This window comes from Flagellimonas sp. CMM7, assembly GCF_021390195.1.
In the GTDB taxonomy this organism is placed as follows: domain Bacteria; phylum Bacteroidota; class Bacteroidia; order Flavobacteriales; family Flavobacteriaceae; genus Flagellimonas.
The window spans coordinates 2,247,111-2,269,984 of the sequence record NZ_CP090003.1; the positions used below are offsets into that span (position 1 = coordinate 2,247,111).

Here is a 22,874-nt window from a genome sequence, read left to right on the forward strand (position 1 = left end):
AAAGATATTGATTTTGATGAATTGTTTGTGGAATCCCTTGTGCTAAAAATTCAGCTATTTAGTAGCCGAAGTCGGCTTTTAACGCATCTATTTTTTCAAGTGCCATGTCTTTGGTCAAGAAGTCAATCTCCTCCATTTGAAATGCTTTTTCAAATGTTTTGAATGCTTTTTTGGGCTCTCCCAATTCCTCATAGTATTCGCCTTCAAAATAGAATCCTAGCATGGTATCCGGAAATTGCTTTTTACAGAGTTCGGCCAATGGCTTTAATGATTCTATATCTTCTTTTTTAAGACAGGCAGCATAAATGGCCATGATGTCATTCAGTTCTACTGGCTTTTTGAAGCCCAAGAGGTTTTCTATCATATTGTACCTATCTTCCAGGTATTTGAAAACGGGTTCATCCGAAGTTAGAATTTCAGTTTTGTATTCTTTTGGACTGATAGGTCTAAATATTTTAAAGACATTGTCAAAAGCCTTACTTATGCCATAGGCGGCAATAGAGACATGATCGGCATCATTATATTCATCAAAAAAATAATGAAGCGTTTCCTTATCTATTGATTTGATTGCATTGTTCATTTGAAGTATGCGCTGCCGATCCTCCGTTTTTTCTTTTTCTAAAATGATATTATAGAAAATTTCTTGGTTTAAATCTGATAGGCGTGAAGGAACTCTGCTTTCCATTTCTGTAGCTAACACAGGCGAAATGGATAGGTAAGAGTTAAAAAGTGATTTATCCTTAAAAAGGAAATAGTTGCCAAAATTTGCGGTGATGTCATAGCCCGCAAACATTTTAAAAGGAGCAATGTTATAATTTGTTTCTAGGTATGGAATTAGTTCTGTGCCAAGGAATTCATAAAACTGGGTCCCTTTTTCTGTGGGCAAACCTGTGGTCTGTTCAAAATCACAATCCTCCCAACGAATATCATCCTCAGCCTGATCAATACCTACAATAATAGCTTGCGGCATTCTATGATGCTTGCTGTAAAATTTAGCATTGGCAACAACAATATCAAAAAGATATTCAGCATCCAATACAAGGATCAACGGATATTTTTTCTCATCGGAATAATCTTCAGGAAAGTAATAGGATACCCCTCTTCTTTCCTGGAGTTTGAACGATTCAAAAATTTCTTTTTTTACTTGGGCGCCAAGATTAAAACATAGTAGGCCTATTAGTAGAAATAGACATCTTTTCATTTGGTCAAGTTTTAATGTGGTAGGGGTTTACCGATTTCTATTCAATAACGGTAAGACGATAAAGGATATTGTGCCAAAAACAACCACCATAAGTGTTTGGGCCGTCCACATGATCCAACCATAAGCATCTCCAGAGGTTTTACTTACTCCATAAACGGATAGTGCTGCAGTGACAACTATTGGGAAAAGCCCCAATCCGCCGTTTGTGGCTGCCATGGCAAAAGCACCCGCTACAAATGCTACAAGAAATGCTCCCAATGGGAGTTCAGTAGTTTCTGGTACGGTAAACTTGATGACCCAAAACATACCAATATAACAGGCCCAAATAAAGAAGGTGTGAAAAATAAAGGCTGCTTTATTCTTCATTTTAAAAATACTAAGCACGCCATCTAAAAGTCCATTTAGGAATGTTTTGATTTTAATGGCAAATTTTGAGGTGGATTTTTTAATAAGGCGTATGGCAATATAAAGTCCAAGTATCCCCACTAATAACAGCAGTAGTGAGCCTACAAGCCCTATTCCATTTTCCTGAAGAATCCCTAAGATAACATCTGTTTGGAAGAGAAGCGCCGCTGTTATAACCAACAAAAGCATTATCACATCAATAATCCTTTCGGTAACTATAGTGCCAAAACCTTTTTCAAAAGGTACACTTTCGTATGTATTCAATGCAGTTGCCCTTAAAAATTCACCAGACCTAAGAACCAATGTATTGGCAAAATAGCTTATTAAGATGATAAGAACGTTATTAATAAGCTTTGACTTGTGACCTAACGGAGCTAAAAGGAAATTCCACCGAATGGCTCTAGAGACATGACTTAGTATGCCAATAAATATGGATAAAAAGACCCAAGTCAAGTCTGCGTTTTGGATGGATTCAAGAATCTTCTCCCGGTCCTCTGGTGAAGTTGAAGAGAAGGAGTAAAAAACAAGTCCCGCTCCAATAAGGATGGGAATTGCTATTTTAAGAATCTTTTTGAGAGAACTGTTCAAAATTAGTTCAAAAGGTTGGTCTCTTCATTAGGGAAAACCAATGCAGGATTAAAGGCTTTTGCTTCCTCGATATCCATCCATGCATAGGTTATAAGTATTAATACATCGCCCACGGCAACTTTGCGGGCGGCGGCTCCATTTAAGGTAAGTTCACCAGATCCCCTAGGGCCGGGAATGGCATAGGTCTCTAATCGCTCACCGTTGTTGTTGTTCACAATTTGAACTTTTTCTCCTCTAATGATATTTGCGGCATCCATTACATCTTCGTCAATGGTTATGCTGCCTATATAGTTAAGGTCTGCTCCGGTAACTTTTACCCTGTGAATTTTAGATTTTACAACTTGTACTTGCATGGCGCAAAATTAATTAATTCAATCTTAGATTGTCTATTAAGCGAACGTCATTTGCGTAAACGGCTATAAACGCCCTATATTTTCTATCTATCTGCTTTTTAAGCATTGGAGTAAGTGTATCCTCATCTGCAATTTCAAAATACTCTAGTTTCATAAAGGTATTTTGCTCAAACTGGGATTTAACCCACTCCCTAATATTATAAGCACTTTCCGTGCCAAATTTTGTCTTGGCAGTTAGTAGGGTATTGTAGATAAAACTTGCTTCTTGTCTTACTTTTTTTGATAAACGTTCATTACGGGAACTCATGGCCAATCCATTGGGCTCTCGTTCTATGGGGCAACCAATAATTTGGTATGGTAGATTCTTCGATTCCACCATTTTTCTTATGATTTGTAATTGTTGAAAATCTTTTTCTCCAAAGTAGGCTTTAGTTGGGGAAACGGTTTTAAGAAACAGCTCTACGATGGTACCAACACCATCAAAATGCCCTTCTCTAAATTCACCTTCCATTACCTTGTCCAATCCATCAAATTGGTAGGGTTTTGACTTTATACTGTTGCCATAAATTTCATCAGTAGAGGGAGTAAAAACAATAATGTGCTTTGAAACACTCTTTAAGAGATTAAAATCTTGCTCTAGATTTTTTGGATATTTCTCCAAATCATCTTTTTTATCAAATTGTGTTGGATTCACAAAAATGCTTACAACTACTAGATCATTTTCCGTAAGTGCAGTTTTTACCAAGGAAAGATGGCCTTGATGCAACGCTCCCATGGTGGGTACCAAACCAACAGTATGGTTTTTGTTTCTTTCTTTTTGCAAGAAGGAGTCAAGTTCCTTTTTTTGGTCAAATATGTGCATGTAGCGGTTTAAAAACGTGCAAAAATACTATAAATACTGCTAATCGGCATAATTTTTGTATTTTTGCAGCTACGTTTTTCAGATAAGAAAAAGAAAGTGTTTATGAATGGTAAAAAGATATTGTTTGTATCTTCTGAATTAGTGCCTTACCTCCCAGAGAATCCAGTTTCCTTAATGTCTTACGAAGCGCCAAGAATGGTGAACAGTAATGGAGGGCAGATACGAATTTTTATGCCAAGATATGGCAATATTAATGAAAGAAGACATCAATTACATGAAGTAATTCGTTTGTCAGGAATGAATTTGGTTATCAATGATATGGATATGCCCTTAATAATTAAGGTGGCATCTATTCCTAAAGAACGAATCCAGGTCTATTTTATTGATAACGAGGAATATTTTAAAAGAAAAGCAACTTTTGAAGATGCTGAGGGAAATTTGTTTTCAGACAACGATGAGCGTGCAATTTTCTTTGCAAAAGGAGTTGTTGAGACAGTCAAAAAACTAAATTGGTCACCAGATATCATTCATGTTCATGGATGGATGGCGTCTTTGCTTCCACTATACCTTAGGAAATATTATGCAGATGAACCTTTGTTTGCGGACAGCAAGATTGTGACCTCTGTTTACGGTAAAGGTTATGAAGGCGAATTGGATAATGAGATGATGAACAAAATTGCTTTTGATGGCATTCCGAAGGAGAATATTTCTTCGCTTTCCGCGCCTGACTATAATAATTTGTTAAAAGTAGCAGTAGATTATTCTGATGCGATTATTTTAGCCTCTGAAGAGATTTCGGATGACCTAAAAAATCACATTGCAAATCTTTCCAAACCTGTACTGCCCTACGTTTCGCTTCAAGAAGCGGAGGATGCGTACACAAATTTCTATAAAGCAGAAGTTTTAAAATAAATTGCATGAAATTTTCTAGGATTATTAAAGTTTCAGCTTTGGTTGGGGCCTTGTTCGTAATAGTAACTTCCTGTGAAGAAGAACAATTGGGGACTATTGGAGAAGGTGTAGTAGCGGGAGAACCATTTACAACGGGTAAAGAGGTATTTGACGTTTTTGCTTTTAATAAAGGGATAACAGCTGTACAGACCAATCGTTTACCCTTATATCAACTGGGGACATATAATGACCCTATTTATGGAAAAAGAAATGCAAGTATTGTGTCTCAGGTTACTTTATCTGCTGTAAACCCTACATTCGGAGATTCTTCTCAGGCTACTGAAGATGGTGCTGATACAGACAATATTGATAGCACAATTCCAGAAAATGAAACAGTTACAGAAGTATACTTGTTTTTACCATTTCAACAGGCGGCATCGGCATTCAGGGATGCTGATGGAGATGGAGTTGATGATGATTTTGATGCAGATTCTACTGACCCAAGCTCAGATACGGATGGAGATGGCGTAACAGATAACGATGAGCGTATTATTGGATCTAATCCTTTGGACGCTTCTGAAGATGGTACTGGCGATGATTTTGTTGCCAATACTTTTCCAAAAAGATTTGATATTGATAGTATTTATGGAAATACTGAGGCATCATTTAACCTAAAAGTGTTTAGATCAACTTTTTTTCTTAGGGATTTAGATCCAAATTCAAACTTTGAAGAAGCTCAGGAATATTTTTCAAATCAGGATTTTTCTGGCTTTGTTGGTGAAGAATTTTTTGATGGTGCGGTTACGGTTGATAATGAAGAAATGTTATTTTTTGCTGAAGATGATCCAGAAACGGAAGATATAGATGAATCTCTTCAAGTGGAGACTAGACTTAATCCAGGGATTCGAGTGTCTTTGAACACTGCATTTTTTCAGGAGATTTTAGATAAAGAGGGACAATCAGAATTGTTGAGTCAAGCAAATTTTAATGACTATTTCAGAGGAATTAATATCTCAGGAACAGATATGGAAGAATTGATGTTTTTGCTTGATTTGACTCAGGCCAACATCACTATCACCTATAATTTTCAGGATTACAATACCACAGAGGAGGAGATAGAAACAGTAGAGCGAGATTTTGTTCTAAACCTTCTTGTAAATGCTAACGGGGGCCTTATAGGCAATGCCGTTAATACATTAACTGATGAAATTTTTCCAGGAGAAATATCCAATGCTTTGGACAATGGTGAAAATGCTTCAAGAGTATATGTAAAAGGTGGGCCAGGGACTATTAGCGAAATAAGGCTTTTTGGAGAAGACGAGGATAGTCAAGTTCGAGGGCAAAACTTTATAGATGAGATAAAGGCCAACAATTGGATTATCAATGAGGCTAATTTAGTTTTTTATGTAGATGATAGTGCATTTCCAGCTACAAGTTCTGATGAGCCTATAAGATTGTATCTGTATAATGCCGAGACAAGTCAACCTATTTATAATGCCATAACTGAAAACAGGGAAACGGATGATTTTGTTAATGAATCTTTACGTTCTTTTTTAAATTATGATGGCATACTTGAAAAGGAGAATGACAGAGGAATAAAATATACGTTAAGAATAACGGATCATATCAACAATATCATCATAAGAGATTCCACTAATGCCAAATTGGCTTTAACAGTAACTTCTAATATTTCAATAGCAAATGTTACTGAAGCAATGGATGCGGAAGGAGACCCTATAAATATGCCAATTATGTCTACTGTAAATCCTTTAGGAACAGTTCTTTTTGGGGGCCAAGTAGAGGACTCGAATATGGATAAAAGATTGAAACTCGAAATTCTTTATACTGAGGCCAATTAGAAATACCTTTTACAGAGTTTTTTGGTCGTACAGCATATAGAATTGCTAACTTTCCCCCATAGATTTTAACTTTGTGCTTTTAAACTTAATTTTTTAAGATTTTTTTATGTGTGGAATTGTAGGTTATATAGGTCATAGGGATGCTTATCCCATTATAATGAAAGGCTTACAACGACTGGAATATCGTGGTTACGATAGTGCAGGGATTGTTTTATATGATGGTGAGGATACACATCTTTCTAAAACAAAAGGGAAAGTAGATGACCTTAGAAAAAAATCAGAGGCTACTATTTCTACAAACGGGAAGTTGGGTCTGGGACATACTAGATGGGCAACCCACGGTGTCCCCAATGATATTAATTCTCACCCTCATTATTCAAGCTCTGGTGACTTGGTTATCATTCACAATGGAATCATAGAGAATTATGAGTCGATAAAAAAGGCACTTATAGGGCGTGGGTATTCTTTTGAATCTGATACGGATACTGAGGTTTTGGTAAACCTAATAGAAGAAATCAAGAAGAAAGAAGGGGTTAAGCTTGGAAAAGCAGTTCAGATAGCACTTAATCAAGTTGTTGGTGCCTATGCCATTGCGGTTTTTGATAGAAATAAGCCAGATGAAATTGTAGTCGCCAAATTAGGTAGTCCATTGGCTATTGGAATTGGTGAGAATGAATATTTTATAGCTTCAGATGCTTCTCCATTCATAGAATTCACTAATAATGCTGTGTATTTAGAGGATGAAGAGATGGCCATAATCCGTATTGGGAAAGAAATTAAATTGCGAAAAATTAAAGATGATGCAATTGCTTACCCTAATATCATGGAGCTTCAAATGAATCTTGAGGAAATTGAAAAGGGGGGCTATGATCATTTTATGCTCAAGGAGATTTATGAACAACCAAGAGCAATTTTAGATACGTACAGAGGAAGGCTTTTGGCAGATCAGGGCATTGTTAAAATGGCCGGGATTGACCAAAACCTAGAAAAATTCCTGAATGCAAATAGAATCATAATCGTTGCTTGTGGTACTTCATGGCATGCCGGATTAGTTGCAGAATATATTTTTGAAGATTTAGCAAGAATTCCAGTTGAAGTTGAATACGCCTCTGAGTTTCGTTACAGAAACCCAGTTATAACGGAAAACGACATTTTAATTGCTATATCCCAATCAGGGGAGACCGCAGATACTTTGGCGGCTATAAAATTGGCAAAAGAAAAAGGAGCCTTTGTTTTTGGAGTTTGTAACGTAGTGGGTTCATCCATAGCAAGGGAAACACATGCTGGAGCATATACCCACGCAGGCCCAGAAATTGGTGTGGCATCAACAAAAGCTTTTACCACGCAAATCACCGTTCTTACACTAATTGCATTAAAACTGGCAAATGAAAAAGGAATCTTTTCTGAGTCCAAATACCATGAATTTTTAACAGAGCTGGAAAGTATCCCCGCTAAGGTAGAAAGGACATTGCAGTCTAATGAAATTGTGGAACAGATTGCAGAGATATATAAGGACTCCAATAATTGTCTTTATCTAGGTAGAGGGTATAATTTCCCAGTGGCTTTGGAAGGAGCACTAAAACTTAAGGAAATTAGTTACATTCATGCAGAAGGGTATCCCGCAGCAGAAATGAAGCATGGCCCAATTGCATTGATAGATGAACAAATGCCCGTAATTGTAATTGCTACTAAAAAAGGACATTACGAAAAAGTGGTAAGCAATATTCAAGAAATTAAATCGAGGAGCGGAAAGATTATAGCCATAGTTACAGAAGGAGACAAGTCTGTTAAAGAATTGGCAGATCATGTAGTTGAGGTGCCAGAGACTTCAGAAAGTCTTACGCCACTGCTTACAACCATACCATTACAGTTATTGTCATACCACATTGCGGTTATGAGAGGTTGTAATGTAGATCAACCAAGAAACTTGGCCAAATCAGTTACCGTAGAGTAACTTTATAAATCATAAAAATGTAATAAAGGCACTGATATCAGTGCTTTTTTTTGTTAAAAACGTAGTCAAAACATGTTTTTTTTAGCAAAAAAGTATTATGCATGCATAATTTTTTTCACTTTTGTAGAAATCAAATGAAAAAAAATGTATCTTCCCCCTCCAATACTTAACAGATACTTAATAACTAAATTAACTCTAATTCAAAGCTAATGAGAAGACTAGTAATCATTTCCCTCATGCTGTTTGGTGTTATCTCTTATGCGCAGACAACAGTACAGGGAACAGTGGTCGATGAAAATAATGAACCTATTCCTGGAGCCAATGTGGTTTTGGTTGGAAAAGCTGAAGGAACTACTACAGATTTCGATGGAAATTTCACCTTTAACACCTCAGAGCAACCCCCATTTGCACTTCGTTTTACGAGTATAGGATTTTCTGATTTAATAATGCAAGTCACTTCTAATAATCAGACACTTTCTGTAACATTAAGTGAGGCGTCTACACTTTTAGACGAAATTGTAATCTCGGCTTCCAGAACTCCGGAAAGAATTTTTGAATCTCCGGTTTCAGTTGAGAGATTTGGATTGAAGGAAATTAAAAATACAACCGCTGAATCTTTTTATGGTGGTTTACAAAATTTAAAAGGTGTAGATATCAACACAAACAGTTTAACCTTCCAATCTATAAACACAAGAGGTTTTGCCGCATTCTCCAACAATAGATTTTTGCAGCTTGTAGATGGGATGGACAACTCCGCTCCAGGTCTAAACTTTGTTTTAGGAAACTTGGTTGGTATGTCAGAATTGGAAGTACAGAGTGTTGAGATTCTTCCAGGAGCTTCTTCTGCATTATATGGTGCTGGTGCATTCAACGGGATTCTTTTTATGACCAGTAAGAGTCCTTTTGATTTTCAAGGGATTAGTGCCTATGGAAAAACAGGTTTAACATCGCAAGATGCAGCAGGGGATAATAACTATTATGATTTTGGTATTAGAGTGGCCCATGCATTTAGTGATAAGGTAGCAGTCAAAGCAAATTTATCTTTTTTAAAGGGTGAGGATTGGCATGCGGTGAACACAACGGATTTATCAAACCTTGGAGCGGATAGAACAGACCCTAATTACAATGGGCTTAATATTTATGGTGATGAAGTAACTACACTTTTAAATTTTGATGCTGCTGCTGGATTCCCAACAGGAACTGTTGGTACGGCAGATGTTTCAAGAACAGGTTATGCAGAAAATCAATTGGTGGATTATGATGCGCAAAGTGTTAAATCTGACTTTTCTGTTTTCTATAGACCTTTTGCAGATGATTTTGAGATTATCTACAACGGAAGAGTGGGTAGAGGAAACACTATCTATCAAGGCGCTAATAGGTACTCGGTAAAAAACTTTATCCTGCAACAACACAAAATTGAATTTAGAAACAAGAATTTCTTCTTAAGAGGATATATTACTACGGAGAACTCCGGAGATTCATATGATACCCGTTTTGCGGCAATTAATGTAAACAGAAGATGGAAATCGGATACGCAATGGTTCACTGAATATGCCGGGGCTTATATACCTGCTTTTCTTGGAGGAATACAACAAGGAGGGCTTTCAAGGGAAGATGCTTCGACTGCAGCACATGCGGTAGCAAGACAAGCTGCAGATACAGGAAGACTTGTTCCTGGCACACCTGCATTTCAAAATGCGTTAAACTCTGTTATTAGTGATGGAGATTTGTCGACAGGAGCAAAATTTATAGACAATACTAAATTCCGTCATGTAAATGGTAATTATAATATAGCGCATCTTATAGATGACTGGGCAGATATTCAAATAGGAGGTTCTTTCCGTGAGTATGAATTAAACTCTGGGGGAACAATATTTACTGACTTTGATGGTCCTATAAAATATAATGAATATGGTGCCTATGTTCAGGTGCAAAAGAAGTTCATGGATGATCGAATTAAGTTCACAGGCTCTGCTCGTTATGACAAGAACGAATTCTTTGATGGCTTTCTGTCACCAAGGCTTGGTTTATCCTATACTGCCGGGGAGAAGAGAAATCATAACATTAGAATTTCCGCCCAACAAGGATTTAGAAACCCTACAACACAAGATTTGTTTATTGGTTTAAATGCTGGCTCGGCTATTTTAGTTGGTTCGGCTCCTTCAAATTTGGATAGAGATGTCAGAACATTTAATGTAACTCAAAGTGGTCAAGATTTGATTGGACAATCAACTGTGGATATCGTGGGACGAGCTGCCTATGAAAATGCATACTCACTAAATTCAGTTCTGGCAGGAGCGCCTGAAGTTGCAAATACTTCCGTGATTAAACCAGAAGAGATTACAGCTTTTGAAGCAGGGTACAGAGGGCAAATAGGAAAATTCACAGTAGATTTAAGTGGATACTATAATAGGTACAAAGATTTTATCTCAAATGTAACCGTATTGGTTCCTTTTTATGGAACTGCAGGAGATGGTGGACTTTCATTGCTTGCTTTGCAAAATGGAGATAGACAAGCATATCAAACTTATACCAATGCAGAAGTTGATATTGATTCTTGGGGAGGTACTATTGGAGTAGATACCAAGGTGATGGGTAATTTTGATTTAGGCGTTAACTACACCTATGCAGAATTTGATTTTGATAAAGCACGATTCCCAGACTTTGAAACCAATTTCAATACTCCAAAACACAAAGTGAAAGCTTCTTTTGGGAATACAGCACTTTTTGAAAACTTTGGTTTTAATGTAAATTACAGATGGAGCGATAGTTTCTTTTGGGAGGCTACCTTTGCTGATGGGGATGTTCCAGCATATACTGTGCTAGATGCTCAAATCAATTATTCAGTTCCAAGCATAAAATCAATTTTTAAAGCTGGAGGTTCAAACCTTTTAGGGGATGAATATTTTCAAGCTGTTGGTACAGGTAACATAGGATCTATCTACTACGTATCTTGGACAATTAACCCATAGGATACAACTTTAAAATACATTCAAAGGCACTGAGAAAATCAGTGCCTTTTTTGTTGCTAAAAAAAGGGTTTAGAAGTTTCACATTAAAAATGGAAAAGTATATCTTTGCAGCCGGAAAAAAAGCAGTTTTTTCCTTCATATTCAATTAAAAATAAACACAGTAATGTCTAAAGTTACAGGTAAGGTTGCCCAAATTATAGGCCCGGTCATTGATGTTGAGTTTGAGTCGGGAACAGAAATCCCAAAGATTTATGATTCTCTTGAGATCAATAAAGCTGATGGTTCCAAGTTGGTACTAGAAGTTCAATCACATGTTGGTGAAAATACGGTTCGTACCATTTCTATGGATTCAACGGATGGTTTAAGCAGAGGAGTTGAGGCCCATGCTACCGGAAGTGCAATTCAAATGCCTATTGGAGAGGATGTTTACGGACGTCTATTCAATGTAATTGGAGACGCTATTGATGGTTTGGAAAACTTGCCAAAAACTGGAGACAGCGGACTTCCAATTCACAGAGAAGCTCCAAAGTTTGAAGACTTATCTACCTCTACTGAAGTACTTTTTACTGGAATCAAGGTAATCGATTTAATTGAGCCTTATGCAAAAGGTGGTAAAATTGGATTATTTGGTGGTGCCGGTGTTGGTAAAACGGTATTGATTCAGGAATTGATTAACAATATTGCAAAAGGACACGGTGGTTTATCTGTGTTCGCTGGTGTTGGAGAAAGAACAAGAGAAGGAAACGATTTACTTCGTGAGATGTTGGAATCAGGTATTATCAAATACGGAGATGATTTCTTGCACTCTATGGAAGAAGGTGGATGGGATTTATCCAAAGTTGATAAAAAGGCAATGAAAGAGTCTAAAGCGACTTTCGTTTTTGGACAGATGAATGAGCCTCCTGGAGCGCGTGCTCGTGTTGCTTTGTCAGGACTTACAATTGCTGAATTTTTCCGTGATGGCGCTGGAGATGGTCAAGGAAAAGATGTGCTTTTCTTCGTGGATAATATCTTCCGTTTTACGCAAGCAGGTTCAGAAGTATCTGCCCTTCTTGGAAGGATGCCTTCTGCGGTAGGATACCAACCAACTTTGGCTACAGAGATGGGTGCCATGCAAGAAAGAATTACATCAACAAAAAGAGGTTCGATTACATCTGTACAAGCGGTTTATGTACCTGCGGATGATTTAACGGATCCAGCTCCTGCTACAACCTTTGCCCACTTAGATGCAACTACGGTACTTTCTCGTAAAATTGCTGAGCTAGGTATTTATCCTGCGGTGGATCCTTTGGATTCTACTTCAAGAATTTTGACCGCTGAAATTTTAGGAAAAGAGCATTACGAATGTGCACAACGCGTAAAAGAGTTGTTGCAACGATATAAAGAGCTTCAAGATATTATTGCCATTCTTGGTATGGAGGAACTGTCAGAAGAAGATAAACTGGCGGTAGGTAGAGCAAGAAGGGTACAACGTTTCTTGTCTCAACCGTTCCATGTTGCGGAGCAATTTACTGGTATCCCTGGGGTATTGGTAGACATTAAGGATACCATCAAAGGATTTAATATGATTATGGATGGTGAATTGGACCACTTGCCAGAATCTGCCTTTAACCTAAAAGGAAGTATCCAAGATGCTATAGAAGCTGGAGAAAAAATGTTAGCTGAAGCGTAAGATATGTATTTAGAAATTGTATCACCAGAAGCTACGTTATTTGCAGGTGAAGTAACCTCGGTTACTGTACCTGGTATAAATGGCGAATTTCAAATGTTGCAGAATCACGCACCTATTGTTTCCTTACTTCAAGAAGGAGATGTTAAGGTTCAGGGAGACATTGCCATTGATGAAGATTTTCAAAATAAATTTTCTAAAGGCTCTAATGGTGAGACCATTCTTTCCATTGTAAGTGGAACAATCGAAATGAAAGACAACAAAGTGATTGTTTTGGCGGATTAAGCGATACAGAAGTATAAAGAATAAAAAGCCGCTCAAACGAGCGGCTTTTTTATGTCAAGAGAGTAAGAGACCACTCTTTTCCTTTAGAACTGTATCTTTTTAGTTCTATAAATCCAACAGCGCTATGTGCATGTAAAGAACGTTTGTTCTTAGCATCAACTTCGGTTATTATGGTATCAAAACCTTTTGGAAGTTTTTCTTTCATAGTGCTGTACAACCCTCTGAATACACCTTTGCCCCTATATTCTTTTGAAACACAAATTTGACCCATAACCATATAATTGCAATTGTTTTGCGTCAGCCTATTGATTTCGTGAAACATGGGTTTTAAAACTTCAATGAGACTGGCAAACTTAGGATGCATACATAACGCATACCCAACAACCTTTCCGTGTTCCAAAGCAATAATATGAGGGCATTCATCATTCATTTCTTTTAGAGAACCCAACGAATGTTCTACAGTTAAAAATCCTTCTTGCTCCTTTTCTTTGGCAGATAAATTTTTTGGGAGATTCTGTTGTTGAAGTGCAAGAATTTGCTCAAGCTGGTTAATTGTTGAGGCCTGTTTATAGGTAATCATCTATTCACTTTTGAGCCACTCTTTTCGCCGCTGTAACATTTCCGCAGTAGGTACTTGCTCTGCATCTTCCATTAAACGGATTGAATAACTAGGATGTGACTCTGGAATTAACGTAGTGGTTTTTGTATTTCCAAATCGAGAAAAGTTAACCTCTAAAGAATCACCTTTATTGAATTGTTTAAGGTAATCGGCAAACTCCTGTCCTTCAGTAAAAGGAATATTGTTGATGCTTAAAATAACATCTCCTTTACTCAGTTTTGAATTATAAGCAGGACTTCCAATTTTTGGGTTTCTTCTGATGCGTGCCCCTTTGCCATCCTCATTTATGGAGACCGAAAAACCAAAATAGGGTTTGTCCTTACTTTGTTGAAGCGTTACACCCACGGATTGAAAAAGCGCGTTATAATTTGGCATATTGCTTTTATGGATGTAGTCATTAAAAAAGGTATCCCCTAAAGTTTTACCTGCATATTGAGTCAATACCGCATGAAGATTGTCTATGGTGTACGGAATTTCCTTTTTTCCGTATTGTTGCCAGACCATTTTCATATAATCATCAAGGTTCAGGTTGTTTTGTCTTAAAGATAAATCCAATGCTAGTCCTAAAACACTACCATAGGAATAATAAGAGATGAATGTATTTTCTCTATTCACAGGGTCAACGGAGGTAGCAGCATCTACAAAGGGAGCCTGAAAACTCATCTCTATAGGATTGAAAAATTGTCTTGCCGGAGAATTCCATACATAATTGAAGTTGCCCGTAATACCTTCTACATACTCTTTTGGAGATATTAGTCCGGCTCTGCATAAGATTAGATTGGTATAATAGCTTGTAAAACCTTCCGCGAACCAAAGTTCACCACTCATGTTTGCAGCCTCAAAACTAAAAGGTTCCAAAGTTTTAGGTCGTATTCTTTCAACATTCCATGCGTGAAAAAACTCATGGGACACCGTTCCAATATTACGTTCCATCCCGCCGTTTGCCAAACTACGGGTACTGGTTAAAACTGTAGAATTTCTATGTTCCATGCCATCCCCTGAAGCATTGGGAACATAGCAAGCCAAAAAAGTATAAGTTCCATAATCAAAGTTTGGAAGTTCACCATACACTTTTTTTTCAGCTAAAACTACTTTCCTCACTTTTTCAAAATAAGCATCGGCTTCGGTTTCTGTTCCATTATGGTGCAGAGCAAGCTGAATTGTTTGTCCATCCAACTCAAAGGTTTTTAAAATGAAATCACTGATTTCCGTTGGGCTATCCATAAAATAATACAGGTTTGGCGCCATGTAGGTAGTCCCAGATACTAATGGCAACTGAGTAGCTACTTTCCAGTTAAGGTCATCTCTAACGTTAAAAGTAACCTCTATTTTACGTTTGCTAAGTTGGGGAGCATACATAAAAGTTGCAGGTATATTTAAGTGAGCATGAGTCTCGTCAACTTGCGAATAGGTGCCATCACCTCTGTTGGCGAACAGTGTGTATTCAATTTTTACAGAACCATCATGTCCAGTTATTTCCCATTCATATGGGTTAGGTCGATGAACACTTAGGTTATTTCCTTTACTATCCATTGCTTTAAATCCATATACATTCTTAGCAAATTCATGCAAGGCATATCGTCCAGGAGATGTTCTGCTCATTCGAACAAAAAGTGTGTCCATGTCTAAATCGGGGAAAGAAACACTAATTGCTGCTTCATGGTGTACAGCATTCTCAAATGAAATTTCGTAAGTGTTGGTTTGGGCTTCCATGACCAAAACAGAAAATATTGCAAAAAAAGAAAAAAAGGGTTTCATTCAATAAAAGGTTTGTAAGAGACTAAAAGTACTATTTAAAAATAGTAAATACTAAATTTGTGTTATGGAGAGACTGCCCCATAAGCTACAATTAAAACTATCTGAAAGATTGACAAATGGCTCCATGCGAAGCCTAAAAAAGGGTGGTGACTTAATTGATTTTTCTTCGAATGATTATTTGGGCTTAGCAGGAAAAAAAATGATAAATGAAGCGACCACGGCAATTCTTAAAGAGCGAAATCTTAATGAAAACGGTGCCACAGGGTCTAGATTGCTAACAGGTAATCATATTTTATACAAGGAGCTTGAAGATTTTTTGGCATTGTATCATAATTCTAAGACGGCCCTTGTGTTCAACTCAGGATATGATGCCAACATCGGATTCTTTTCCTCAGTTCCTCAACGTGGAGACATCATTTTATATGATGAGTTGGTGCATGCCAGTATTAGGGATGGGATTAAAATGAGCAATGCAAAGAGCTATAAATTCAAACATAATGATTTAAAGAACTTAGGTGAGAAAATTTCACTGTCACTTCGAGCGCAGTCGAGAAGTAAAGACAGCGAAATTTACATTGTTACGGAATCTGTTTTTTCCATGGATGGAGATTCACCTGATATTAAAGCATTGGCAGACTTTTGTGCTAAAAATGGTTGCTATTTGGTTATTGATGAAGCGCATGCAACAGGAATCTTTGGTGATGGAAAAGATCTGGTCTGTCAACTGGGATTGGAGGAAAAAGTTTTTGCCAGAATCATCACTTTTGGTAAAGCATTGGGGAGTCATGGAGCAGTTGTTTTAGGGAGCCATGATTTAAAGACTTACTTGGTCAATTTTGCTCGAAGCTTAATTTATACCACCGCTCTTTCACCACATACAGTAGCTTCAGTTTTGTCTGCATATCAGTATTTGGAAACATCTAGTAGTGCAGATAGGTTGGAGTTAAAAGAAAACATCAAGTATTTTAAAGAACAGATTCAATTTTTAAATTTGAATGGGGGCTTTATTGAGAGTAATTCGGCAATACATTCTTTAATAATTCCTAGAAACGAAAGAGTAAAACAAGTATCAAAAAATTTACAATCTGAAGGCTTTGATGTAAAACCAATTCTGTCACCTACTGTAAAAGCTGGACAAGAGCGATTGCGATTTTGTTTGCATTCATACAATACAAAAGAAGAAATATCGCGAGTTTTGTCAATAACAAGAAATCTTATAAAATAATGGCGGAAGAATTTTACACACTTGCTTCTTTTGAATTCCCTGCAGATGTTCAAATTATTAAAGGAAGGCTTGAAGCAGAGGGTATTGCTGTTTTTTTAAAAGATGAGAATACCATTAACTCAGACCCTTTAATTAGTAGTGCTATAGGTGGGGTGAAATTACGAGTTTATGCTATAGATAAAGAAAGAGCAAAGGAGATTTATGATGAGGTGCGAAACTACGCGACGGATAATCAAGGTAATCTTATTATTTGCCCCAATTGTAAAGCAACAAAGTCTGAGACATACTACTCTAGAAACAGTATCTTTTACAAACTCTTCCCCTTTTTTGAGCCTAAAAAATACAAGTGCGCTCAATGTAATTTTATTACCAAACCGCAACAATGAGATTTTTTATAACAGGTATATCAACGGATGTTGGTAAAACCATTGCATCAGCAATAGTAGTAGAAGCACTTCAAGCAGATTATTGGAAACCAGTGCAAGCTGGGGATTTAAAATATTCGGATAGTCATAAGATTGAAGAGTTAATTTCAAACAGTAAGACAAAAATCCATATGAACAGTTATGCTTTACATACTCCAATGAGCCCTCATGCTGCCGCGGAAATAGATAGAGTCACTATTGAGGTTGACAAAATCAAAGAACCGAACACGGAAAACCGTCTGGTAATTGAAGGGGCTGGTGGATTGTTGGTGCCTTTAAACGATTCCGAAACCATCTTTGATTTGATTAAGTTGGATTACAAAGTCATAGTAGTGTCCAGACATTATTTAGGGAGCATAAACCATTCACTTTTGACCATAGAAAAACTTCAAGAAAAAAATCTAAACGTTGGTGTTATTTTCAGCGGAGATGAACACCCGACCACAGAAAGTATCATTTTAAAGAAAACCGGGGTTACATTTCTTGGGCGAATTAAGGAGGAGAAAGTTTTTAACAAGGAAGTGGTTAAAAAATATGCGGAACAATTTAGATCCGCTCTAGAGTCATTCTAACCTTTGGTAGATGAGTCCTCTGTCTATAGTTTTAACCAAGGCATAGTTTTTTTCTAGATAACCATCTATATAAGAGTTAAACTCTTCTAATTTTTTGTCAAAAATCTTTTTCCCTTTTCGGGTTATGACAGTTTTAGGTTGAACCACTTCTAAAATATAACGCAATTCTTCTATTCCTGTTTGCCGAGGATTTTTCATAAATGGGAAAAGCTCATCCCGGGTTATACTACTGGGGTGAGTGGCCGCTTTTGTAGGTGGTGTTTCGTCCAAAACCCAATATCCAATGTGATATTCTGTAAAAAAAATATTTTTGGTTTCTATTTCGTTGTCAACAATATATCTAGGAACATCAATTCCTTCGCCATTAAAAAAAGTGCCCTTTTTCATTTTGTTTGAAACAATATTTCCATATTCCAGATATGCTTCAACTGGAAGAAACACTAGCAGAAAAATAACAATCACGGTATACTTTTTCTTTATTGAAGGGAGCTTGCTTATGGCCATACCAGCTGGAACAAGAATAAATGGGTACAACTGTATTAGATAATGCCCGTTTACCTTTCCCGCTTGCATGAACGAGAGCAAAATACCAATAGTAATGACTGTTAACAACTGTAATTGTTTAGATTTAAAGTCAATTACTTTTGAGGCAAATCCGGCATATAATAGGCCTAGAATAACAAAAACAACAGGAAGCGTTTTAACCACAGAGTGTTGTTTTGAACCGGAATAGGCTAGTGGGGCTTCAAAAATGGATTGCCACCAGGTGGTAATCTCATTTTGTAAATAGTAGGGAATTGCAGTTGATATAATGAGACATACAAACCCAATGCCCATCACAAAAAGCCTTTGAAAACTATACCAAAATTGTTTTTCATGAACTGCTTTCCAAAGAAAATAGATTCCTAAAGCAAGTAAGGGATAAGCCATATTCAGTTTAGACATTACAGAAAGTCCAAAAAGAATCCCCGTTATAAAATACCAACCTTGATTCTGTTTGGCAAACAACAAATACACTCCTGCAGCAAAAAACATAGTGCAGATATGTTCAGACATTACCCCTTGTAAACTTCCAAACATGCTTTGAAAAAGGACACAAAATATAGCACACCAGAAACTCACCTTTTTAGAAGTGATTTTGGTTCCAATTCCGTACGTAAACAGCGCGGTTATGGCAACTAGGAAAACTCCAGCAAGGCGGATAGCGATAAAACTCTTTCCAAAAACTGAAATAACCGTAGCAAAAAATAAAAATGTAATAGGGGGCTTAAGGTCCCAAAGCTGTGTATATGGCAAATGGCCATTGATCCATGATTGTGCCATTATAATAAATGTACTTTCATCACGATCAATATAGTCCCTAAAAAAGAACGGAAACCGAATGAAGAAGGCGATTAAAAAAAGAACGACAAAAACAGTTTTCCAGTTCAGGTCTTTGTAGTTGGTAAGGTTAAATAAGGTAGCGTTTTTAAGCACTTTAGAGATTAAGTTTTTTGTGTTTTAATTACCATCTTTGCAAGATAGATAAATTGAAACATTTGATTAATCCAGAATTATTGGAAAAATTATCGGATAGAGATAAAAAACACCTTTGGCATCCATTGACCCAGCACAAAATTCATTCGGAGATGTTGGCGATTTCAAGGGCAAAAGGGGCGGTTCTTTATGATGACAATGGGAAAGAATATATAGATGGCATTTCTTCTTGGTATACAGCTATGTACGGACATTGCCATCCTTATATTTTAGAAAAAGTTGGAGCACAAATGCAACAATTAGATCAGGTTGTATTTAGTGGTTTCACCCATGAACCTGCGGTAAAACTATCTGAAGAATTGATTAAAGTTCTTCCAGACAATCAAGAAAAACTCTTTTTTTCTGACAATGGTTCCACAGCTACTGAAATAGGGATTAAAATGGCACTGCAATACCATTTTAACAAAGGAGAAAAACGTAATGTGTTGCTGGCGTTTGAAGAAGGGTTTCATGGTGATACTTTTGGAGCAATGTCTGTTTCTGGGCTATCAGTTTATAACGGTCCTTTTGCAGATTTCTTTATTGAGGTAGAGCGTATTCCCGTGCCTACTGAAGAAAATATTGAGACCATTCTAAATCATCTGCAAATCCAATTGAAGCAAAATAATATAGCCGGATTTATCTATGAGCCACTGGTTCAGGGGGCAGCAGCAATGAAAATGCATAATGCAGAAGGGCTTGACCGAATATTGAGCCTGTTGAAAGAACACCATGTGCTTACTATTGCAGATGAAGTAATGACAGGATTTGGAAAAACAGGCAAGTATTTTGCTTCTGATTACATGGAGGCCAAGCCAGACATCATTTGCCTTTCTAAAGCACTAACGGCAGGATTAGTGCCTATGGGGCTTACTACCTGCACCGAAAATGTTTACAATGCATTTTATAGTGATGAGCTTGCTAAAGGACTGTTTCATGGCCATACCTATACAGCAAATCCGTTAGCTTGTGCAGCAGCACTAGCTGCCTTGGAATTGCTTAAGACAGATGAGATTCAGGATAATATTCAAAACATCATCCAATGGCACAAAGAGTTTGATGATGGGATTAAAAATCATCCAAAAATTTCGTCAACACGTCAATTGGGTGTGATTTATGCCTTGGATTTGAATGTGAAAATGGAACGATACGGCAATTTGAGGGATAGGCTTTTCAAACATTTTATGGATAACGGTGTTTTTCTGCGTCCGTTGGGAAACACCATTTATATTCTAGCCCCTTTTATTACTACAAAAAAACAGATGGATTGTATTTACGATAACATCAAGTCTGCTATAGAAATGGTATAATTGGATTAAAATGTTGAAAGAACCAATTTCGATAACAGCGATATCCTCAATTTCTTCACTTGGAAATTCTTCAGAAGAAATATGGAATTCCTATTTAGACGATAATCATTATTTGTCCCAAATAACCATTGGCGAACAAAATGTTTGGGGATCAACAGTCTCAAACAAAATAAGATTAGACATTGAAAATCTAAGGGAATCAGATTCCAAGTACAGAGAGTTGGACGATTCGGTTCTTTTTGCAATGTATTCCGCTAGGCATGTAGTTTCTGATGCAGGTTGGGATGAGCATACCGATTTTGGAATCAATATTGGTTCATCTCGCGGAGCCACTTCACTTTTTGAAAAGTATCATGAGGAATTTTTAAGAGAGGGAAAATCTTCTACGCTATCTTCACCAACTACAACTTTAGGTAACATATCATCCTGGGTTGCCCATGATTTAAAATCCAAAGGCCCGGACATTTCACACTCCATCACATGTTCAACTGCTTTACATGCCCTTTTAAATGGTGTTGCTTGGATTCAAAGTGGTATGGCGGACAAGTTTTTAATAGGAGGTAGTGAAGCTCCATTAACACCCTTTACCATTGCTCAAATGCAAGCTTTAAAGATATACTCCGAAGATACGGGAGAGTTTCCGTGCAGAGCTTTTGATTTAGAAAAAAAGCAAAATACGATGGTTTTGGGAGAAGCCGCAGCAATGGCGTGTTTAGAAAAAGGCAAAAAAAACAGTACACTTGCTTTGATAGAAGGAATAGGGTTTGCAACAGAACCTTTGGAGCATAACGTTTCTATTTCCGCCGATGCGCTATGTTTTCAACAATCTATGAAGATGGCTTTGGGAGATTTACATCCAGATGAGGTAGATGCCATAGTGATGCATGCACCAGGAACAGTTAAAGGTGATTTATCTGAATTTAAAGCAATAGAAAAAGTTTTTTGTAACAAAACCCCTTTTTTAACTACCAATAAATGGAAAGTAGGTCATACTTTTGGTGCTTCGGGGATGTTAAGTGTCGAAATGGCAATTTTAATGTTACAGTACCAACAAGTCATAAAAGTCCCTAAGATAGCCTACAATACCATACCCAATACAATACAAAGAATAATAATAAACGCCGTGGGTTTTGGTGGAAATGCTGTGAGTATTCTTTTAAAAAAGACAAATTCTTTATAACCCTCTCATTTAGTTAATTCAAACTTCCTTGTTCTTTATTCTTATAATATGCTGTATTTTTGATTTTGATATTCAAGAAACATGAGTACTACAAGACACAACTGGACAAAGGAAGAAATCCTTAATATATATAACAGACCAATGATGGAGCTGCTTTACGATGCGGCAACTATCCATCGTAAAAATCATGACCCAAACACGGTACAGGTTTCCACATTACTTTCTATAAAAACAGGAGGTTGTCCAGAGGACTGTGGGTATTGCCCCCAAGCGGCGCGTTATCACACAGATATTGAAGGGAACGATTTAATGACCGTTTCTCATGTAAAGGCGCAGGCTTTAAGAGCTAAGGAATCCGGAAGTTCAAGGGTGTGTATGGGAGCAGCATGGAGAAATGTAAAGGATGGTCCAGAATTTGACCAGGTCTTAGAAATGGTTCGTACCATCAACAAATTGGATATGGAAGTTTGTTGTACCTTGGGAATGATTACTGAAAATCAAGCAAAAAGATTAGCGGAAGCTGGCTTGTATGCCTATAATCACAACTTGGACACTTCCGAGGACTATTACAAAGATGTAATTTCTACCCGCGCTTTTGAGGATAGACTGGAGACCATAGATAATGTAAGGAAGAGCAATGTTACTGTCTGCAGTGGAGGAATTATAGGAATGGGAGAGCAGTTGGAAGATCGTGCCGGAATGTTGGTAGCTTTAGCTTCTTTAAATCCGCAACCAGAATCCGTGCCAATAAATGCATTAGTTGCTGTAGAAGGCACACCTATGGAAGATATAGCCCCTATCTCTATCTGGGAAATGGTCAGGATGGTAGCAACTACAAGAATTGTAATGCCAGAGACTCAGGTTAGGTTATCTGCAGGGCGTACAGAGATGAGCAGAGAAGGACAAGCCATGTGCTTTTTTGCTGGGGCCAATTCTATTTTTGCCGGGGATAAATTGCTGACTACTCCAAATCCTGATGTGAATGAGGACATGGAAATGTTCAAACTTTTGGGATTGAATCCACAAAAACCTTTCACTAAAATCTCACAGCCCAAAACTGTTGAAGCTTCAGATTCTGAATATGAGTCATTAGGGGAGAAACCCAAATGGACCCGTCCAGGGCATACTATTGAACGCAATGAAGAAGCAAAACAAAAGCCCAATTTAGTTGCCAAGGAATGAGGTTATAGAACTATTTAAAAACCTTTTATTAATTTAGTTGTTTCAAAAT

The 22,874-nt window shown here is 37.3% G+C and carries 19 protein-coding genes; 12 read left to right on the top strand and 7 right to left on the bottom strand.

All coding sequences use genetic code 11. The features are described from left to right. Window positions 1–58: 58 nt before the first annotated feature. From LV704_RS10240 to panC, 4 genes are read right to left on the bottom strand one after another with little or no spacing between them, the layout of a single operon-like run. Complete coding sequence (locus LV704_RS10240; protein ID WP_163420419.1) at window positions 59–1,201, bottom strand: alpha/beta hydrolase; 1,143 nt, start codon at window positions 1,199–1,201, stop codon at window positions 59–61. Between the two features lie 27 nt (window positions 1,202–1,228). Next, entirely contained in the window at window positions 1,229–2,194 is a 966-nt protein-coding gene (locus LV704_RS10245; RefSeq protein ID WP_163420418.1) for a lysylphosphatidylglycerol synthase transmembrane domain-containing protein, read from the bottom strand. A gap of 2 nt (window positions 2,195–2,196) precedes the next feature. Next, window positions 2,197–2,547 (bottom strand): aspartate 1-decarboxylase, encoded by a 351-nt coding sequence (panD, locus tag LV704_RS10250; RefSeq protein WP_163420416.1) that lies wholly within the window; start codon window positions 2,545–2,547, stop codon window positions 2,197–2,199. Between the two features lie 13 nt (window positions 2,548–2,560). Further along, entirely contained in the window at window positions 2,561–3,409 is an 849-nt protein-coding gene (panC, locus tag LV704_RS10255) for a pantoate--beta-alanine ligase (protein WP_163420414.1), read from the bottom strand. Between the two features lie 102 nt (window positions 3,410–3,511). Here panC and LV704_RS10260 point away from each other — a divergent pair, with 102 nt between their 5' ends. From LV704_RS10260 to LV704_RS10285, 6 genes are all read left to right on the top strand, one after another. Beyond that, window positions 3,512–4,321, top strand: a complete 810-nt coding sequence (locus LV704_RS10260; protein WP_163420412.1) for a glycogen/starch synthase — start codon at window positions 3,512–3,514, stop codon at window positions 4,319–4,321. Window positions 4,322–4,326: 5 nt separating this feature from the next. Beyond that, the gene (locus tag LV704_RS10265) at window positions 4,327–6,159 is read left to right on the top strand and encodes a DUF4270 family protein (protein WP_163420410.1); all 1,833 of its coding nucleotides are present in this window, start codon (window positions 4,327–4,329) and stop codon (window positions 6,157–6,159) included. Window positions 6,160–6,265: 106 nt separating this feature from the next. Beyond that, window positions 6,266–8,113 (top strand): glutamine--fructose-6-phosphate transaminase (isomerizing), encoded by a 1,848-nt coding sequence (gene glmS, locus LV704_RS10270; protein WP_163420408.1) that lies wholly within the window; start codon window positions 6,266–6,268, stop codon window positions 8,111–8,113. Window positions 8,114–8,322: 209 nt separating this feature from the next. Continuing rightward, entirely contained in the window at window positions 8,323–11,085 is a 2,763-nt protein-coding gene (locus LV704_RS10275; protein WP_163420406.1) for a TonB-dependent receptor, read from the top strand. Window positions 11,086–11,248: 163 nt separating this feature from the next. After that, entirely contained in the window at window positions 11,249–12,757 is a 1,509-nt protein-coding gene (gene atpD, locus LV704_RS10280) for a F0F1 ATP synthase subunit beta (RefSeq protein ID WP_163420404.1), read from the top strand. A gap of 3 nt (window positions 12,758–12,760) precedes the next feature. Next, window positions 12,761–13,039 carry a F0F1 ATP synthase subunit epsilon gene (locus LV704_RS10285; RefSeq protein WP_163420403.1) on the top strand — a complete coding sequence of 93 codons (279 nt, stop codon included), beginning with the start codon at window positions 12,761–12,763 and terminating at the stop codon, window positions 13,037–13,039. A 49-nt stretch (window positions 13,040–13,088) separates the two neighbouring features. Here the strand turns inward: LV704_RS10285 and LV704_RS10290 are convergent, their stop codons facing one another. Further along, entirely contained in the window at window positions 13,089–13,619 is a 531-nt protein-coding gene (locus LV704_RS10290; protein ID WP_163420401.1) for a GNAT family N-acetyltransferase, read from the bottom strand. Further along, window positions 13,620–15,416, bottom strand: coding sequence for a M61 family metallopeptidase (locus tag LV704_RS10295; RefSeq protein ID WP_163420399.1), 1,797 nt, complete (start codon window positions 15,414–15,416; stop codon window positions 13,620–13,622). It lies immediately after the preceding gene. 64 nt (window positions 15,417–15,480) lie between these two features. On the opposite strand from LV704_RS10295, the gene LV704_RS10300 reads away from it, so the two are divergent. From LV704_RS10300 to bioD, 3 genes are read left to right on the top strand one after another with little or no spacing between them, the layout of a single operon-like run. Continuing rightward, window positions 15,481–16,641: a pyridoxal phosphate-dependent aminotransferase family protein gene (locus LV704_RS10300; protein WP_163420397.1), complete on the top strand. Its 1,161-nt coding sequence runs from the start codon at window positions 15,481–15,483 to the stop codon at window positions 16,639–16,641. Further along, window positions 16,641–17,027, top strand: a complete 387-nt coding sequence (locus tag LV704_RS10305; protein ID WP_163420394.1) for a DUF2007 domain-containing protein — start codon at window positions 16,641–16,643, stop codon at window positions 17,025–17,027. The genes LV704_RS10300 and LV704_RS10305 overlap by 1 nt, the downstream gene beginning before the upstream one ends. Further along, the gene (bioD, locus tag LV704_RS10310) at window positions 17,024–17,638 is read left to right on the top strand and encodes a dethiobiotin synthase (RefSeq protein WP_163420392.1); all 615 of its coding nucleotides are present in this window, start codon (window positions 17,024–17,026) and stop codon (window positions 17,636–17,638) included. Before LV704_RS10305 ends, bioD begins: the two co-directional genes overlap by 4 nt. Here the strand turns inward: bioD and LV704_RS10315 are convergent. After that, a complete protein-coding gene (locus LV704_RS10315) occupies window positions 17,630–19,114 on the bottom strand; it encodes a glycosyltransferase family 39 protein (protein ID WP_163420390.1) in 1,485 nt (494 codons plus the stop codon). The genes bioD and LV704_RS10315 overlap by 9 nt on opposite strands. A 53-nt stretch (window positions 19,115–19,167) precedes the next feature. Between LV704_RS10315 and bioA the strand changes: the two genes are divergently transcribed. The 3 genes from bioA to bioB all read left to right on the top strand — a co-directional run bounded on the left by bioA (window position 19,168) and on the right by bioB (window position 22,825). After that, window positions 19,168–20,463, top strand: coding sequence for an adenosylmethionine--8-amino-7-oxononanoate transaminase (bioA, locus tag LV704_RS10320; RefSeq protein ID WP_233782019.1), 1,296 nt, complete (start codon window positions 19,168–19,170; stop codon window positions 20,461–20,463). 10 nt (window positions 20,464–20,473) lie between these two features. Continuing rightward, on the top strand, window positions 20,474–21,643 hold the full coding sequence (locus tag LV704_RS10325; RefSeq protein ID WP_163420388.1) for a beta-ketoacyl synthase N-terminal-like domain-containing protein: 1,170 nt from the start codon (window positions 20,474–20,476) through the stop codon (window positions 21,641–21,643). Window positions 21,644–21,724: 81 nt separating this feature from the next. Continuing rightward, the gene (bioB, locus tag LV704_RS10330; protein ID WP_163420387.1) at window positions 21,725–22,825 is read left to right on the top strand and encodes a biotin synthase BioB; all 1,101 of its coding nucleotides are present in this window, start codon (window positions 21,725–21,727) and stop codon (window positions 22,823–22,825) included. Window positions 22,826–22,874 lie beyond the last annotated feature (49 nt).